The organism is Nisaea sp., assembly GCF_965216895.1.
In the GTDB taxonomy this organism is placed as follows: Bacteria; Pseudomonadota; Alphaproteobacteria; order Thalassobaculales; family Thalassobaculaceae; genus Nisaea.
Genome location: NZ_OZ244205.1, coordinates 2006165 through 2022500, shown reverse-complemented (window position 1 = coordinate 2022500; position 16336 = coordinate 2006165). Strand labels below are relative to the sequence as shown.

The window sequence follows — 16336 nt, the reverse complement described above, 5'->3', positions numbered from 1 at the left end:
CGTTCGGTATTTGCTTCTGTATGAGTTGTATCAAGCGTCAATAAGGGCATTTGGTGGATGCCTTGGTGCTGAGAGGCGATGAAGGACGTGACACGCTGCGAAAAGCCGTGGGGAGCTGCGAGTAAGCTTTGATCCGCGGATATCCGAATGGGGAAACCCGGCCGTAAGGTCATCCGTACATGAATCCATAGTGTGCGGAAGCGAACCCGGTGAACTGAAATATCTAAGTAGCCGGAGGAAAGGACATCAACCGAGACTCCGTTAGTAGTGACGAGCGAACGCGGACCAGGCCAGTGGCCATCTTTGAGAAACCGGAACCGTCTGGAAAGTCGGGCCGTAGCGGGTGATAGCCCCGTACGGGTAAAGCTCAGAGTTGGTCCTTGAGTAGGGCGGGGCACGTGAAACCCTGTCTGAACGTGGGGGGACCACCCTCCAAGCCTAAGTACTCCTCAGCGACCGATAGTGAACAAGTACCGTGAGGGAAAGGTGAAAAGCACCCCGATGAGGGGAGTGAAAGAGACCTGAAACCGAATGCCTACAAGCAGTCGGAGGGGCTTCATGCCCTGACGGCGTACCTTTTGTATAATGGGTCAGCGAGTTAGTCTGTCGAGCAAGCTTAAGCCGTTAGGTGTAGGCGTAGCGAAAGCGAGTCTGAATAGGGCGTCGAGTTCGTCGGATTAGACCCGAAACCGGGTGATCTAGCCATGGACAGGCTGAAGGTGCGGTAACACGCACTGGAGGGCCGAACCCACGTCTGTTGAAAAAGACGGGGATGATCTGTGGCTAGGGGTGAAAGGCCAATCAAACTCGGATATAGCTGGTTCTCCGCGAAAACTATTTAGGTAGTGCGTCGTGTGATTACCGCCGGGGGTAGAGCACTGGATGGGCTAGGGGGGCGCGAGCCTTACCAAACCTAACCAAACTCCGAATACCGGTGAGTACAGCACGGCAGACAGACCATGGGTGCTAAGGTCCGTGGTCGAGAGGGAAACAGCCCAGACCTCCAGCTAAGGTCCCCAAGTTGCGGCTAAGTGGGAAAGGATGTGAGGAGGCCAAGACAGCCAGGAGGTTGGCTTAGAAGCAGCCATCCTTTAAAGAAAGCGTAATAGCTCACTGGTCTAGTTAAGCCACCTTGCGCCGAAGATGTACCGGGGCTCAAGCCGTACACCGAAGCTGAGGGCGTGGACTTGTCCACGCGGTAGCGGAGCGTTCCGTAGGCCTGCGAAGGGGGAGTGTGAGCTCTCCTGGAGGTATCGGAAGTGCGAATGCTGACATGAGTAGCGACAAAGAGTGTGAGAAACACTCTCGCCGAAAGCCCAAGGGTTCCTGCGCAAGGCTAATCCGCGCAGGGTGAGTCGGCCCCTAAGACGAGGGCGAAAGCCGTAGTCGATGGGAATCAGGTTAATATTCCTGAACCTGGTGGGACGTGACGAATATCGGAAGCCGTACATTCTTACTGGATTGAGTGTGCGGCCTGGATGTTCCGGGAAATAGCCCCACCGTATAGACCGTACCCCAAACCGACACAGGTGGGCTGGTAGAGCATACCAAGGCGCTTGAGAGAACAACGTTGAAGGAACTCGGCAAAATGCCCCCGTAACTTCGGGAGAAGGGGGACCTCCGCTTGGGCAACCAGGTGGGGGTGGCACAGAGTAGGGGGTGGCGACTGTTTACTAAAAACACAGGGCTCTGCGAAGCCGCAAGGCGCGGTATAGGGTCTGACGCCTGCCCGGTGCCGGAAGGTTAAGAGGAGAGGTGAGAGCTTTGAATCGAAGCCCCGGTAAACGGCGGCCGTAACTATAACGGTCCTAAGGTAGCGAAATTCCTTGTCGGGTAAGTTCCGACCTGCACGAATGGCGTAACGACTTCCCCGCTGTCTCCAACGTTGGCTCAGCGAAATTGAATTCTCCGTGAAGATGCGGAGTACCCGCGGTCAGACGGAAAGACCCCGTGCACCTTTACTACAACTTTGCAGTGGTATCAGGAAATGAATGTGTAGGATAGGCGGGAGGCTTTGAAGCACCGGCGCCAGCCGGGGTGGAGCCACCCTTGAAATACCGCCCTTTTGTTTTTTGATATCTAACCGCGGTCCGTGATCCGGATCCGGGACCCTGCATGGTGGGTAGTTTGACTGGGGCGGTCGCCTCCCAAAGAGTAACGGAGGCGCGCGAAGGTAGGCTCAAGCTGGACGGAAATCAGCTGACGAGTGCAATGGCATAAGCCTGCCTGACTGCGAGGCCGACAGGCCGAGCAGAGACGAAAGTCGGTCATAGTGATCCGGTGGTCCCGCGTGGAAGGGCCATCGCTCAACGGATAAAAGGTACGCCGGGGATAACAGGCTGATACTCCCCAAGAGTCCACATCGACGGGAGTGTTTGGCACCTCGATGTCGGCTCATCACATCCTGGGGCTGGAGCAGGTCCCAAGGGTTCGGCTGTTCGCCGATTAAAGTGGTACGTGAGCTGGGTTTAGAACGTCGTGAGACAGTTCGGTCCCTATCTGCCGTGGGTGTTCGAGACTTGAGAGGAGCTGTCCCTAGTACGAGAGGACCGGGATGGACGCACCTCTGGTGGACCTGTTGTCGCGCCAGCGGCACAGCAGGGTAGCTAAGTGCGGAAAGGATAACCGCTGAAGGCATCTAAGCGGGAAGCCCCCCTCAAAACCAGGTCTCGCCGAGAACCGTGGAAGACCACCACGTCGATAGGCCGGGTGTGGAAGCGTGGCAACATGTGAAGCTAACCGGTACTAATCGTTCGATCGGCTTGATACCAAACTCATACAGAACCAAATACCGGACCGCAGAGCGAAAGCACTGCAGCCGAAGCAGACATCCAAAAACACGAACACCGTTCATCGCATTCCTCATTTATGACCTGGTGGTCATGGCGAGGGGCCCGCACCCGATCCCATTCCGAACTCGGCCGTGAAAACCCTCCGCGCCAATGGTACTTCGGCTCAAGCCGCGGGAGAGTAGGTCGCCGCCAGGTCATATATGAGGAAAAAATAAAACACCCTTAACCTCTCGCAATGCTCGCAAGTCATTCGGACCGGGCCCACGAAACCTCTGTTTCGCGGGCCCTTTTTACATTTCGGAAAATGTCTGAACAGGGTCTGCGGAGGACCCGAAATGCGCATTGTTTGACGGCAGCATCTGTGCAAATAGATTTTCAATTGAAAACCAGTTGAGCGTCTGATTCTGCCGGGTAATTCGACGCTCTCGATGCGCAGACCGGGTTTGAACCGAATGCACAAAATTCTCTACCTGCCGATCGAGGAAAGCGCGCGCGAACTCGAGGCGCGGCTGATCCTCGCGCTTTGCGCCGTAAGAGACGGGTGGAAGGCCGTGATCGGCCATCAGACCGGCTTTTTCAAACACGCGCACCGGCTCCCGAACGGTGTCTATTTCGCCAAGGGCACGAATGAAATCCAGCGCCGGGAGATGGCGGCACTGAAACGTCGCGGTTTTGGAATCACAGCCATCGAGGAGGAGAACGTTCCCCTCGCCGATCCCTTGCTGATCAAGCATATCATGGCCAAGGGCGCAGCGGACCTGATCGATCTCTATTTTGCACATGGAGAATTCGATGCCGAGGTCGTGGCCGAGGCAAATCCGACCATCAGGAACAAGCTGGAGATCGTAGGGGTTGGACGTTTCGATCTGCTGAAACGAAATTTCCTGAAACAACGCCAGGCGAAGACCGTCGAGCTGATGGAGAGGTATGGCAACTTCATCCTCATCAACACGAATTTCGGTTATGCCAACACTTTCCTGGGTTCGCCGCGAGATTTCTACGACCGTATGCTTGTCGGGTTCGGTCTGATCGACGTGAACAATGAGATCGAACGTGCACTCTGGGATCGCGCGCTCGAGTTCGAGACACGGACGATGGAACGTGTGATGGCGTTGGTGCGGACGCTCGCCGCTGAGGTTCCGGTCGTGATCCGTCCGCATACCTCGGAAAATCTGTCCACTTGGCAGGCGCTCGAAGATGAAATGGATTGGGGCGGACGGCTGCAGGTCGTGCGCGAAGGTCCGGTGATTGACTGGCTGCTGGCATCCCGCCTGGTGGTGCAAAACTCCTGCACCACGGGCCTCGAGGCGAAAGCGATGGGCGCGCCTGTCATCTCCTATACACCGTTCGACAACGGAATGTTGTCCAGTTTTGTCGCCAATCAGGTCATGCGGCGGGTGAATACGGATGCTGAGGTGCTGGATCTGGCGCGCCGGGCGGTCAAGGGAGACCCGCTTGAAGATGTGCTGACGGGGACCGGGCCGGAGCCGATCGGAAGGTATATCCGGCAGTCCGATGGCGAACTTGTGAGCGAGCGCCAGTGGCAATCCATAAAGCGGAAGTTCGATGGCGTGACGAAACCCGCCTCTGCAGCGGTTTTCCCGAAGGAAAAGCTGAAACTTGAGAATCTGCACCCGCAAATGAAGCGCAAGTTCTCGGTCACGCCGGAGCAGTTTCGCGACGCGCTGGTGATGGTGACACGTGCCGTCCGCAGTGCTTTTGACGTCAATGTCAGGGTCGCAGGTGCCGGGCTGTTCGAACTTTCCCGGCCCGTTCAGTCTCCGACCGCAGATCCGGCACTGCACCTCTCGGCTTGATTGAAGGCATAGGCCGTTGAACGGCCGCTCAGCTTACGGACGTCGTCGAAAATGCGGAAAGTTCTCTACCTGCCGATCGAGGAAAGCGCACGCGAGTTGGAGGCCCGGCTGATTCTGGCCCATTTCGCGCTCAGGGACGGGTGGCGCGTGGTCGTCGGGCATCAGATGCTCCTCACCAAGATCATCCACGAATTTCCTGTTGGCGTCTATTTCGCCAAGGGTACCAATGCGATCCAGTGCAACAAGATCAGGCCGCTGAAGGCCCGCGGCTTCGGAATTGTCTCGATCGAGGAGGAGAATGTACCGCTCGCCGAGCCCCTGTTGATCAAGAACCTCATGGCCCGAGATGTCGCGGAAATGACCGATGTCTATCTCGCGCACGGGGCGTTCGACGCGGAAGTCGTGACCGAGGCCAATCCGGCGATAGACGGCAAGGTCGAGATTGTGGGGGTCGGGCGGTTCGATCTTCTGAAACCGCTTTTTCTTGAACAACGCCGTGAGAAGGCGGCCGAGCTGCGTGCCAAATACGGCGACTTCGTTCTTCTCAATACCAATTTCGGGTATGCGAACACCTTTGTCGGGTCTCCCGAGGAGTTCTACAGGAAGCTGCTGGTCGGCATGGGGATCGTGGATGAGAGCGACCCCGAGGAGGTGGCGCTCTGGCAGCGGGCGCTGGAGTTCGAAACCCGGACGATGGAGGGGTTCAAGCAACTGGCGCGGGCGCTCGCAGACGAGGTGCCGGTTGTCCTTCGCCCCCATACGTCCGAAAACATCGACACCTGGCATGCCCTCGCGGCGGAGCGGGAGTGGGCCGGCCGGCTATCGGTCGTGCGCGAGGGGCCGGTCGTCGACTGGATCCATGCGTCACGACTGGTGGTGCAGAATTCCTGCACGACGGGCCTCGAGGCAAAGGTCATGGGGAGGCCGGTGATCTCGTTCACGCCGTTCGACAACGGCATGGCGGCGTGCTTCGTTGCAAACCGCGTACTGCGGCGGATCGAGTCCGTGCCGGAGATCGTCGATCTGGCGCGGCGGGTGGCCGGGGGGCAGGCCCTCGATGGCCAGCTCGCGACAGGGGGGCGGGAACCCATGAACCGGTATGTCAGGGATGCCGATGACGAACTTGTCAGCGAGCGGCAATGGCGCGCGATCAGGCGGAAATTCGACGGTGCGAGCCAAACTGCGACCGAGCAGGATTTCCCCGGGAAGAAATTCGCCCTCAAGGGCGCGCACGCGCACTACAGGGTCAAGTTCTCGGTAACGACGCAACAGTTTCGGGAGGCCTTCGTCATGGTCTCACGCGCGCTGCGCGGCACGTTCCCGGTCACCCTTCGGGTCGCCGGCGAGGGCCTCTTCGAGCTCTCGCGTACACAAGACGGGGACTAGTTAGCCGGAACCCGGTTCGAGGCGGTTTCGCTGCCAGTTGCCGTCCGCATCGCGCCACCAGACCCGAGGGTCACGGAAGGTATCGGCAATGCGATCGAAGTCTTCCTCGCTCATCTCCGCATAGTCGAGCCAGCGATAGAGGTCACGCGGGCGCACGGGATCGTACTTGTTGACGAGGTCGATCGCCTGTTCCCGGCTCAGCTTGCCCGAACGGATGTCCTTGCAGCAGTGATCGGTGCAGCGGCCGTAGCCGAATTTAATGTATTTAAGGTAGTCGTGGACGCCGTTCTCGTGCATGTCGTCGAGGTTGGACATGCGCCGGTAGGTCCGGTCGAAAGGTTCCGTACTGACCTCGAAACCGTATTCCTCGACCATCTGCTGCGTGTGCTGGTTGGCGTCCCAGTCGACATAATTGCCGAGATAGATGCCGCGCAGATCGAGATCGAACATCTCCTGGTCCCGCGGATACTGCCAGGCGATCAGGTCCTTTGTTTCCAGGCCCTCGAGACCGGTGAAATAGTTCCAGTCATAGCCGCGGCCGAAATGTTCCAGTCGGTAGCGGTAACTCATCTCCGGGAAATCGGTCATCGCGAACTGGCCGCAGAGATCCATGTAGCCATGCTCGCCCCAGATCACCAGCGGGATGCCGAGCTGGACGGCGAGGCGGACCGGCACGGTGTTGATGCCGACATGGGCATGCCAGTTCATGTCGCCCATGATCTTGAAGGCCAGCCGGTTCAGCTTCTTCAGAACGTCGACCCGGGGCGAGTAGATGATGTGGTCGACGTCGAACACTTCCTTCATGCGCAACAGGTTGCGCCAGCCGACATCGGTGTAGTTGTTGCCGTTATAGGTGACGAGCAGCGGATTGTAGCCGAGCACGTTCTTGATGTAGTGGGTCTGGAACCAGCTGTCCTTGCCGCCGCTGACCGCGATCACGCAATCCGGGCGCATGCCGTCCCGGCTCTTGTAGCGCTCGAGCAGGTCTTTCAGCAGGACTTCGCGCCGGCTCCATTCCGCGGCCGGGATGTCGCTCCGCGCCGCCGCCGTCTTGCAGCCCATGCAGACGCCGTTCTCGTCGAACGCCATCGGGGTGGCGCTGAGCGAGGAATAGACGCATTTGGTGCACCAGGTGACGGTCTGGGTCGGGCGGTTCTGGCGCGCCGCGGGGAAATCCGCGGTCCTGGCGGCCTCGAGCCGCGCCGCTATGCGGGCGCTGGCGTCACCGGGCGCATATTTCGGCTCGCGCGGAGACCAGACGCTTTCGAGGCGGCTCTCGCGCAGGCGAATGCCCGCCTTGGCACAATGCTTCTTCGCCATGCCGTAGCTGAGCTCGAAGAAATTGAAGATATTGGCGGCCGCCGCGCCGCTGACCCCGGCCTCGAAGGCGGGCGGGAAGTCCTGGTAACGGCCGGCGCCGCCAAGCGCGATCACCGGGACGTCGACCGCGTTGACTGTCTTGGTGACCAGTTCGATGTCGTAGCCTTCGGCGCTGCCGTCGCGATGGATCGCCTGGATGACGATTTCGCCGGCGCCGCGATCAACTGCCTCGCGGGCCCAGTCGACCGGATCCCGGCCGGTCGCGGTGCGGCCTGCATCGGCGAAGACCTCGTAGCGCCCGTCCTCCAGGCGCTTCACGTCGATGGTGACGATTGTGGCCTGGCTGCCGAACTCGCGCGCCGCCTCCGCGATCAGATCCGGCGTGGCGAGGGCGGCGCTGTTCAGCGAGACCTTGTCCGCGCCGGCATTCAGGATCCGGGAGATGTCCTCCAGGCTGCGGACCCGGCCGCCGAAGCTGAGCGGCATGAAACAGATCTTGGCGATTTCCCGCAGGACGTCGAGCGCCGAGGATCCCTGGTAGCGCACATGCAGGTCGTCGCGCCGGAGATCGTGATAATCTTCGGTGCTGATATCGACCAAAAAGAGTTCGTCGACATTCCAGCTTGAGAGGCGCGAGATCGTCTGGATCGGGTTTCCGATCACCTGGTGCGTCTCGAAATGCTCGCTGCGGACGATCAGGCCGTTCTTCAGCAGGACGCAGGGGATCAGTCGCGGATAGACCATGGTGTTGATTTCCTAGAGCCGGCCTTTGCCGCGCAGCCAGTCGAGATGGGCGGAAAGCAGGTCCAGTCCGGCATCCTGGCTTTTCTCGGGATGGAACTGAACCCCGGCGACATGGCCGCGCTGGACCGCGACGGTGATCTCTTCGCCCCCGAATCCTGTGCGCGCGGCGATGTCCGAAGAATCATCGCAGTCGAAATGGTAACTGTGATCGAAATAGAAGCTCGAGACGGTCTGGTCGGGGAAGAGGTAGCTCTCCTTGGCCGGCACCGCGTCCGCCCATCCGACATGGGGCACCTTGTCTGCCCGGCTTGCCGGACGGAGCCGCTTGACCGTCCCGGGAACGAGTCCCAGTCCCGGGTGGATGCCATGTTCTTCGCTGGCATCGCCGAGGAGCTGCATCCCGAGACAGATCCCGAGCAGCGGCACACCGTCGCGCTGCACCATCTCGCGCAGCACCGGAGAGAAACCGCGTTCGTTCAGCCTGCCCATGCTGGCGGCAAAGGCGCCGACGCCGGGCAGGACGATCGCGCTCGCGTTCGCGAGCAGGTCCGGCTTGCCGACAGTGGTGGTCGCGACCCCGATGCGGTCGAAGGCGCGCAGAACGGAGGCCAGATTGCAGTTTTCGAGGTCGATGACGTGGAGCATCAGGTGATTGCGTCCGAACAATGACGGAGCCGTCGGGGTGATAGGGGTTACCCGGAGCGACTATATTTTCCGGTCTACCGCATGCCCAATGGCAATGCCAGATCCAAATACCGTCATGTCGATCAGACTGTTCGGGTTTCGATCGGACCCGGGTGCGGCCGAGGAAGTCGCCGACCACGGACCGCAGAGACTCCGCTTCGCCCGAGAACCCGTCGGCCCCTCCCTCACTTCACGGCCCCAGTCGGGTTCGGAGCGGTTGTCCGCGCTCCCGTCCTGGCGCTTGCGGCGCGCGGCGGCCTGCCGTAGGTCCGGCGGAAGGACCGGGTGAAGGCGCTCGGATCACTGTAGCCGCAGCGCAGCGCGATTTCCGCTACCGACAGGTCGCCTTCCCGCACCAGACGGAGCGCTTCCGCCATGCGGATCTGCCTGTAAACGGTCCGCGGCGCCGCGCCGAACGCGCGCCGGAAGCGCTCTTCAAGATCGCGCTGGCGGCAGCCGGCGGCACGGGAGATTTCGGCAATATGGAGTGGCGCTTCGATGTTGCCCCGCATGAGAGCGAGCGCCCGCTGCACGCGCCGGTCGCCGGGCGTGCCCGCCGCCATTGAACGGATACTGTCCTCGCCCTGCATGAACAGTCCGGCGATTTCCAGCGAAACCACGCTGCCATGGGTCGCTTCGATCAGGTGCTGCATGAGTTCGAACGCGGTGGTCGCTCCGCCGGCGCTGACCCGGTCGCGGTCAATGAGCCAGCGTTCGCGCCGGGCGGTGACCTCGGGAAAGCGTTCGGAGAAGCGCTCGAACTCGTCGACATGGATGGTGGCGGCATAGCCGTTCAGCAGCCCGGCCTCGGCCAGCAGCCAGCTTCCCGTGTCGAGCCCGATCAGGCTCTCGTAGCGCCGCGCGGCGGCGCGGAGGGCGTCGAGACAGGCCGGCGTGCCGAGCTCGCGATAGCCGTAGCTTGGCAAGACGAACAGGGCGTCGCCGCCGGGTTGCTCCGCCAGCCGTCCGTCCGGCAACAGCCGGAGGCCGCTCGAGGAGGTGACCGGTGCGCCGTCGAGACTGACCAGGCGCCAGCGATAGGCCGGGCGGCCGAGATAATCGTTTGCCGCCCGCATCGGCTCGATCGTGTTGGCGAGGCAGTAGTTCGAGAAGCGGTCGAACAGCAGGACTGCGACGTCCTGCGTGCCGTCCTGCGGATTGATCCAAAGTGGCATAAAAAACAGCTAAAACGGCATGATGACTATTGTCAACGCATCATAGACTTGCGGCTTCCATTCGCATGCGCTCGGGAGACTGGAATGCCGCTTGAAATGAATCGTGAGGTCTTCGTGACCTGTGCCGTGACGGGATCCGGCGGCACGCAGGACCGCAGCCCGCATGTTCCGCGCTCGCCGCAACAGATCGCCGAGAGCGCCATCGCCGCCGCCAGGGCCGGCGCGGCCGTCGTGCATTGTCATGTGCGCGATCCCGAGTCCGGGACGCCGTCCCGAGACCTGAAATACTACCGAGAGGTGACCGACCGGATCCGCGAGGCGGATGTCGATGTGGTGCTGAACCTGACCTCGGGCATGGGCGGCGATCTGGTGTTCGGCAGTCCGTCAAAGCCGCTGCCCCTGGTCGAGGGTACGGACATGGTCTCGGCCGAGGAGCGGGTCGCCCATATCGCCGAGTGTCTGCCGGAGCTCTGCACGCTCGATTGCGGCACCATGAACTTCGCCGAGAAAGACTACGTCATGACCAACACGCCGGGCATGCTCGACGCGATGGGCTCGATGATGACCGAACTCGGCGTGAAGCCGGAGATCGAGGCCTTCGATACCGGCCATCTCTGGCTCGCCAAGAAACTGGTCGATGACGGCATCCTGGCCGCGCCGGCGCTGGTGCAGCTCTGCATGGGGGTGCCCTGGGGAGCACCGGACGATCTCAATACCTTCATGGCGATGGCGAACAACGTGCCGGCGGACTGGACCTGGTCGGCCTTCTCCCTCGGCCGCAACCAGATGCCCTATGTCGCCGCCTCGGTTCTGGCCGGAGGGAATGTCCGTGTCGGGCTGGAGGACAATCTCTGGCTCCGCAAGGGCGAACTCGCAACAAACGCCCAACTGGTCGAAAAGGCGGTCACGGTCATCGAGAATCTCGGCGCGACAGTGATCGGCCCGCAGGCTGTCCGTGACAAGCTCGGCCTGGTCAAGCGGGCGCCGCAATGACCACCGCACGCAAGACGGCCGCCATCATCGGCGGCGGGGTCATCGGCGGCGCCTGGGCGGCGCGCTTCCTGCTCAACGGCTGGGACGTGCGGCTTTTCGATCCGGATCCGGAGGCCGGGCGCAAGATGTCGGAAGTGCTTGGCAATGCGCGCCATGCCCTGCCGATGCTCTACGAGATCGCGCTGCCCGAGGAAGGCCGGCTCTCCCATGTCACGACCATTGCCGACGCGGTGATCAGCGCCGACTATATCCAGGAGAGTGTGCCGGAGCGGCTCGAGCTCAAGCACAGGGTCTTTGCCGAGATCGAGGCGGCTGCCGCGCCCGAGACGCCGGTCGGCTCTTCCACTTCCGGCTTCAAACCGTCGGAACTGGTGGAAGGGGCGCAGCGGCCGGGACGCATCTTCGTCGCCCATCCGTTCAATCCGGTCTATCTGCTGCCGCTGATCGAGGTGGTGCCGGGGCCGCATGCCGATCTCGCGATCATAGAGAAGGCCGAGGGTTTGCTGCGCTCCGTCGGGCTGTTCCCACTCCGGGTCAGGGCCGAGATCGACGCGCATATCGCCGACCGCTTCCTGGAAGCTGTCTGGCGCGAGGCGCTCTGGCTGGTGAAAGACGGAGTCGCGACAACAGAGGAGATCGACAACGCGATCCGCTATGGTTTCGGGTTGCGCTGGGCTCAGATGGGGCTCTTCGAGACCTACAGGATCGCCGGCGGCGAGGCTGGGATGGCGCATTTCATCGCCCAGTTCGGTCCCTGCCTCCAGTGGCCCTGGACCAGGCTGATGGACGTGCCGGAACTGACCGACGATCTCGTCAAACAGATCGCGGACCAGTCCGACGCCCAGTCCGGCGCGCTCTCGATCCGCGAACTGGAGCGGCTGCGCGACAACAATCTCGTCGCCATGATGCGGGCACTGAAGCAGCAGGGTGCGGCTGCCGGCAAATTGATCGCGGAACACGAGGAGACGCTCGCCCGGCCGTGGGCGGAAGGCGAACTCGTCCGCACGGTCGACCGTACCGTGCCGGTCGACTGGACCGACTATAACGGCCACATGAACGAGAGCCGCTACGGCCAGGTCTTCTCGGACGCGGCTGACGCGATGATGCGCCTGGTCGGTGCCGACCCTGCCTATATCGAGAGCGGCAAGAGCTACTTCACCGTCGACAGCCGGATCCGCTACCTGAACGAGACCCATGCCGGCCAGCGCATTCTGGTCGACAGCCAGGTGCTGGAAGGCCGGGGCAAGAAGTACCGCGTCTTCCACCGCATGAAGAACGAGGCCGGCGAGGAACTGGCGACCGGCGAGCAGCTCATGATCCATGTCGATCTCACCACCCGCCGCTCCTCCGTGCCGGACGATGCGGTGCTGGGGAAGGTTGAGGCGCTTGCCGCCGCCCATGCCGCGCTCCCGCAACCGGACGAGGCGGAGCTGCTCTGATGCATTTCGGGCTGACGGAAGAACAGGAAATGATCGTCTCGACGGTGCGCGATTTCGTCGAGACCGAAATCTATCCCCACGAGGCGGAAGTGGAACGTACCGGCGAGGTGCGTCCGGAGCTGGCCGAGGCGATCAAGCAGAAATGCCTCGATATCGGTTTCTATGCCTGCAACTTTCCGGAAGAGGTCGGCGGCGGCGGGCTCTCCCATCTCGACTTCGCGCTGGTGGAGCGCGAACTCGGCCGCGGCTCGATGGCCCTCAATCACTTCTTCGGCCGCCCGCAGAACATCCTGATGGCCTGCAAGGGCGACCAGGTCGAGCGCTACCTGACGCCCGCGGTGAAGGGCGAGAAGATGGACGCGCTGGCGATGACCGAGCCCGGTGCCGGATCCGACGTGCGCGGCATGAGCTGTGCGGCGAAGCGCGACGGCGGTGACTGGGTGGTGAACGGCACCAAGCATTTTATCTCCGGCGCCGACCGTGCGGATTTCATCATCGTCTTCATCGCCACCGGCGAGGAGGAGACCCCGCGCGGGCCGAAAAAGAAGATTACCGCCTTCCTGGTCGACCGGGGCACGCCCGGCTTCACCATCCGCGACGGCTACAACTCGGTCAGCCATCGCGGCTACAAGAACATGGTGCTCGAATTCGACGATTGTCGCCTGCCGGACGCCCAGGTTCTGGGCGAGGTCGACGGCGGCTTCGCGGTGATGAACGAATGGCTCTATGCGACCCGGATCACGGTGGCGACCATGTCTGTCGGGCGCGCCCGGCGCTGCTTCGACATGGGGCTCGCCTATGCCGCCGAGCGCAAGCAGTTCGGGCAGCAGATCGGCAAGTTCCAGGGGGTCAGCTTCCAGCTCGCCGACATGATCACCGAGATCGACGCGGCGGACTGGCTCACCCTTTCCGCCGCCTGGCGGCTCGACCAGGGCCTGCCGGCAAACCGGGAGATCGCCAGCGCCAAGGTCTATGCCTCGGAGATGCTGGCGCGGGTCACGGACGCTACTCTGCAGATCTATGGCGGCATGGGCCTGATGGACGATTTTCCCATCGAGCGCTTCTGGCGCGACGCCCGGGTCGAGCGGATCTGGGACGGCACCTCGGAAATCCAGCGCCACATCATCAGCCGGGAACTGCTCCGGCCGCTCGGCGCCTGAGCCCATGCGTCCGGGACTGGAGCGGCTGTTCCGGCCGAAGACTGTAGCGGTCATCGGCGGCGGTGCCTGGTGCGCCAACGTGCTGGCGGAATGCGCCAAGATCGGTTTCGCAGGCGAGGTCTGGGCGGTGCATCCGAAACGCCCCGAGATCGCAGGGCGCCGGGTCTATGCAAGTATCGATGATCTGCCGGAAGCGCCCGACGCGGCATTCATCGGCATCAACCGGCACGCCACCGTCGAGGCGGTACGGGCGCTCGCCGCGCGCGGCGCCGGCGGCGCGGTCTGTTTCGCCAGCGGTTTCAGCGAGGCTCTGGCGGAGACCGGAGACGGCGCCGACTTGCAGGCCGAACTGGTCACGGCCGCGGGCGAGATGGCGGTGCTCGGGCCGAACTGCTACGGCATTCTCAACTATCTCGACGGCGTGGCGCTCTGGCCGGATCTGCATGGTGGCTCCAAGGTCGAGAGTGGTGTTGCCGTCATTGCGCAAAGCTCCAACATCGCGATCAACCTGACCATGCAGCAGCGCGGCTTGCCGATCGCCTACATGGCGACGGTGGGCAATCAGGCCCAGACCGGCCTTGCAGAGATCGCGGAAGCGTTGCTGGCGGACGATCGCGTGACCGCACTCGGCCTCTATATCGAGGGGATCGGCGATCTCGCGGCGTTCTCTGCCATGGCGCGGGCGGCCGCGGAACGCGGCAAGCCGGTGGTCGCCCTGAAAGTCGGTCGTTCCGAGGAGGCTCGGGCCGGTGCGCTCTCGCACACCGCGTCGCTTTCCGGCGGCCATGCCGGGGCCTCAGCCCTGCTGGAGCGACTCGGGATCGCGGAGGTGCGGAGCCTTTCCGCCTTCCTCGAGACCCTGAAGCTGCTGCATGTCGCGGGGCCGCTCGCCTCCAATCGGATTGCCTCGATGTCCTGTTCCGGCGGAGAAGCAGGTATGATGGCGGATACCGCGCTCGGTTTCGAACTCCGATATCCGCCGCTGACACGGGATCAGAGAACGGACCTGATGGAAGCTCTGGGACCCAGGGTCGCGCTCGCCAACCCGCTCGACTATCACACCTACATCTGGGGTGATGTAGAGGCGACCGCGCGTACTTTCAGCGCGATGATGCGCGGCGAGGCTGGATTCGGAATTGTGGTACTCGACTTCCCGCGCGCCGGGCTTGGCTGCGTCGCGGAGTGGGAGAAAGTGATCGACGCCGTCGCGGCGACAATGAAGGCGACCGGCAAGCCTATGGGGATTCTTGCCACCCTTCCGGAAAACCTTGCGGAAGGGACGGCGCGCGCCATCATGGAACGCGGAATCGTGCCGCTGGCGGGCATGGATGATGCGCTCGCGGCGGTGGAAGCGGCATCCTTCATCGGGCAGGCCCGGCTCGCCGATCATGCGCCGTTGCCGCCGGTCCGGCCCTCGAGTGTCCGGACTCTGGACGAAGCTGCCGCCAAGCAGGCCTTGGCCGGGTTCGGCGTACCGGTTCCCGGATCCGTCGCAACCGCTCAAGACGGACTTGCAGCAGCGGCGGCTGCGCTCGGTTATCCCCTGGTTCTGAAAGGCCTCGGTCTTGCGCACAAGAGCGAGGCGGGAGCGGTGAGGCTCGGTATTGCGGACGAGGCGGCGCTGCTGACGGCGGCGGGCGGCATGCCCTGCGGACGTTTTCTGGTGGAGCAAATGGTCGGCTCTGCGCTCGCGGAACTGCTCGTCGGCGTCACACTGGACCCGGCGCACGGCTATGTGTTGACCCTGGCGGCCGGCGGTACACAGACCGAGATCCTGGAGGACAGCATGTCCTTGCTTCTGCCGGTGACGGAGCAGGAGGTGGAGCGCGGACTCTCCCGGCTCCGCATGGTCCCGCTGCTGGACGGCTATCGCGGTGCGCCGGCGGCGGACCGGGCGGCGATTGTCGCGGCGGTGCTGGCCGTGCAGGAATTCGTCACGGCGCATCACGGACTGATAGAAGAAATCGAGATCAATCCGCTGCTCTGCCTCGAAGACGGCGCCGTGGCGGTGGACGCCCTGATCAGGATGGGAGAGAGAGATGAGTGAAGGCCCGATCAAGACCCGGCGTGATGGCCACGTTCTGGAAGTGACGCTGGACCGGCCGAAGGCGAACGCGATCGATCTCGCCACCAGCAGGATCATGGGCGAGACCTTTGCCGCCTTCCGGGACGACCCCGAACTGCGGGTCTGCATCGTCACCGGGGCAGGGCCGAAATTCTTTTGTCCGGGATGGGACCTGAAGGCCGCGGCCGGCGGCGACGCGGTCGACGGAGATTACGGCGTCGGCGGGTTCGGCGGTCTGCAGGAACTGCGGGGCATGAACAAGCCGGTGATCGCTGCGGTCAACGGGATCTGTTGCGGCGGCGGGCTGGAACTCGCGCTTTCGGCCGACATCATTCTCGCCGCCGACCACGCCACCTTTGCCTTGCCGGAAATCCGCTCCGGCACCGTGGCGGACGCGGCGACGGTCAAACTGCCGAAGCGCATTCCGTATCATATCGCCATGGAAATGCTCTTCACCGGGCGCTGGATCGAGGCCGGGGAGGCGGCGCGCTGGGGCTTGGTCAATCATATCTACCCCGCAGCCGACCTGATGGACGAGGCAAGGAAGATGGCGAAGCATCTCGCCTCCGGCCCGCCGCTGGTCTTCGCCGCGATCAAGGAGATCGTGCGCGAGGCCGAGGACATGACCTTTCAGGACGCGATGAATCGGATCACCCGGCGTCAGTTCGAGACCGTCGACAGGCTCTACTCTTCGGAAGACAACCGGGAAGGCTATACGGCTTTCGCCGAAGGACGGGACCCGGTCTGGAAGGGGCGCTGAG

Annotated in this window: 11 protein-coding genes and 2 rRNA genes; 9 read left to right on the top strand and 4 right to left on the bottom strand. The window is 62.8% G+C overall.

All coding sequences use genetic code 11. The annotated features are described in order from the left end of the window. Positions 1–28 precede the first annotated feature (28 nt). Together ACOOE1_RS09660 and rrf are read left to right on the top strand one after the other, a co-directional pair. Positions 29–2770 (top strand): 23S ribosomal RNA (locus ACOOE1_RS09660). Between the two features lie 102 nt (positions 2771–2872). Then, positions 2873–2987: ribosomal RNA gene (gene rrf, locus ACOOE1_RS09655) — 5S ribosomal RNA — on the top strand. Positions 2988–3082: 95 nt separating this feature from the next. Here rrf and ACOOE1_RS09650 read toward each other — a convergent pair. Beyond that, positions 3083–3376 carry a hypothetical protein gene (locus ACOOE1_RS09650; protein WP_420406465.1) on the bottom strand — a complete coding sequence of 98 codons (294 nt, stop codon included), beginning with the start codon at positions 3374–3376 and terminating at the stop codon, positions 3083–3085. Here ACOOE1_RS09650 and ACOOE1_RS09645 point away from each other — a divergent pair. Next, the gene (locus ACOOE1_RS09645; RefSeq protein WP_420406415.1) at positions 3263–4609 is read left to right on the top strand and encodes a surface carbohydrate biosynthesis protein; all 1347 of its coding nucleotides are present in this window, start codon (positions 3263–3265) and stop codon (positions 4607–4609) included. The two genes, ACOOE1_RS09650 and ACOOE1_RS09645, sit on opposite strands and share 114 nt — an antisense overlap. A 51-nt stretch (positions 4610–4660) precedes the next feature. Further along, complete coding sequence (locus tag ACOOE1_RS09640) at positions 4661–5995, top strand: surface carbohydrate biosynthesis protein (protein WP_420406138.1); 1335 nt, start codon at positions 4661–4663, stop codon at positions 5993–5995. Here the strand turns inward: ACOOE1_RS09640 and ACOOE1_RS09635 are convergent, their stop codons facing one another. The 3 genes from ACOOE1_RS09635 to ACOOE1_RS09625 all read right to left on the bottom strand — a co-directional run bounded on the left by ACOOE1_RS09635 (position 5996) and on the right by ACOOE1_RS09625 (position 9918). After that, positions 5996–8059 carry an N-acetyl sugar amidotransferase gene (locus tag ACOOE1_RS09635; RefSeq protein WP_420406137.1) on the bottom strand — a complete coding sequence of 688 codons (2064 nt, stop codon included), beginning with the start codon at positions 8057–8059 and terminating at the stop codon, positions 5996–5998. A 12-nt stretch (positions 8060–8071) separates the two neighbouring features. Continuing rightward, on the bottom strand, positions 8072–8704 hold the full coding sequence (gene hisH / locus ACOOE1_RS09630; protein WP_420406136.1) for an imidazole glycerol phosphate synthase subunit HisH: 633 nt from the start codon (positions 8702–8704) through the stop codon (positions 8072–8074). A gap of 224 nt (positions 8705–8928) precedes the next feature. Further along, positions 8929–9918, bottom strand: coding sequence for a GlxA family transcriptional regulator (locus tag ACOOE1_RS09625; protein ID WP_420406135.1), 990 nt, complete (start codon positions 9916–9918; stop codon positions 8929–8931). An 84-nt stretch (positions 9919–10002) separates the two neighbouring features. On the opposite strand from ACOOE1_RS09625, the gene ACOOE1_RS09620 reads away from it, so the two are divergent. From ACOOE1_RS09620 to ACOOE1_RS09600, 5 genes are read left to right on the top strand one after another with little or no spacing between them, the layout of a single operon-like run. Continuing rightward, complete coding sequence (locus tag ACOOE1_RS09620) at positions 10003–10911, top strand: 3-keto-5-aminohexanoate cleavage protein (RefSeq protein ID WP_420406134.1); 909 nt, start codon at positions 10003–10005, stop codon at positions 10909–10911. Then, entirely contained in the window at positions 10908–12350 is a 1443-nt protein-coding gene (locus tag ACOOE1_RS09615) for a carnitine 3-dehydrogenase (protein ID WP_420406133.1), read from the top strand. The genes ACOOE1_RS09620 and ACOOE1_RS09615 overlap by 4 nt, the downstream gene beginning before the upstream one ends. Further along, positions 12350–13510: an acyl-CoA dehydrogenase family protein gene (locus tag ACOOE1_RS09610; RefSeq protein WP_420406132.1), complete on the top strand. Its 1161-nt coding sequence runs from the start codon at positions 12350–12352 to the stop codon at positions 13508–13510. Before ACOOE1_RS09615 ends, ACOOE1_RS09610 begins: the two co-directional genes overlap by 1 nt. Positions 13511–13514: 4 nt before the next feature. Next, on the top strand, positions 13515–15557 hold the full coding sequence (locus tag ACOOE1_RS09605; RefSeq protein WP_420406131.1) for an acetate--CoA ligase family protein: 2043 nt from the start codon (positions 13515–13517) through the stop codon (positions 15555–15557). Further along, a complete protein-coding gene (locus tag ACOOE1_RS09600) occupies positions 15550–16335 on the top strand; it encodes a carnitinyl-CoA dehydratase (protein WP_420406130.1) in 786 nt (261 codons plus the stop codon). The genes ACOOE1_RS09605 and ACOOE1_RS09600 overlap by 8 nt, the downstream gene beginning before the upstream one ends. Position 16336 lies beyond the last annotated feature (1 nt).

Coding starts and splice junctions, on each gene's coding strand:
- ACOOE1_RS09635 (WP_420406137.1), bottom strand. CDS start 8,059: ATGGTCTATCCGCGACTGATCCCCTGCGTCCTGCTGAAGAACGGCCTG.
- ACOOE1_RS09640 (WP_420406138.1), top strand. CDS start 4,661: ATGCGGAAAGTTCTCTACCTGCCGATCGAGGAAAGCGCACGCGAGTTG.
- hisH (WP_420406136.1), bottom strand. CDS start 8,704: ATGCTCCACGTCATCGACCTCGAAAACTGCAATCTGGCCTCCGTTCTG.
- ACOOE1_RS09600 (WP_420406130.1), top strand. CDS start 15,550: ATGAGTGAAGGCCCGATCAAGACCCGGCGTGATGGCCACGTTCTGGAA.
- ACOOE1_RS09620 (WP_420406134.1), top strand. CDS start 10,003: ATGCCGCTTGAAATGAATCGTGAGGTCTTCGTGACCTGTGCCGTGACG.
- ACOOE1_RS09625 (WP_420406135.1), bottom strand. CDS start 9,918: ATGCCACTTTGGATCAATCCGCAGGACGGCACGCAGGACGTCGCAGTC.
- ACOOE1_RS09605 (WP_420406131.1), top strand. CDS start 13,515: ATGCGTCCGGGACTGGAGCGGCTGTTCCGGCCGAAGACTGTAGCGGTC.
- ACOOE1_RS09615 (WP_420406133.1), top strand. CDS start 10,908: ATGACCACCGCACGCAAGACGGCCGCCATCATCGGCGGCGGGGTCATC.
- ACOOE1_RS09610 (WP_420406132.1), top strand. CDS start 12,350: ATGCATTTCGGGCTGACGGAAGAACAGGAAATGATCGTCTCGACGGTG.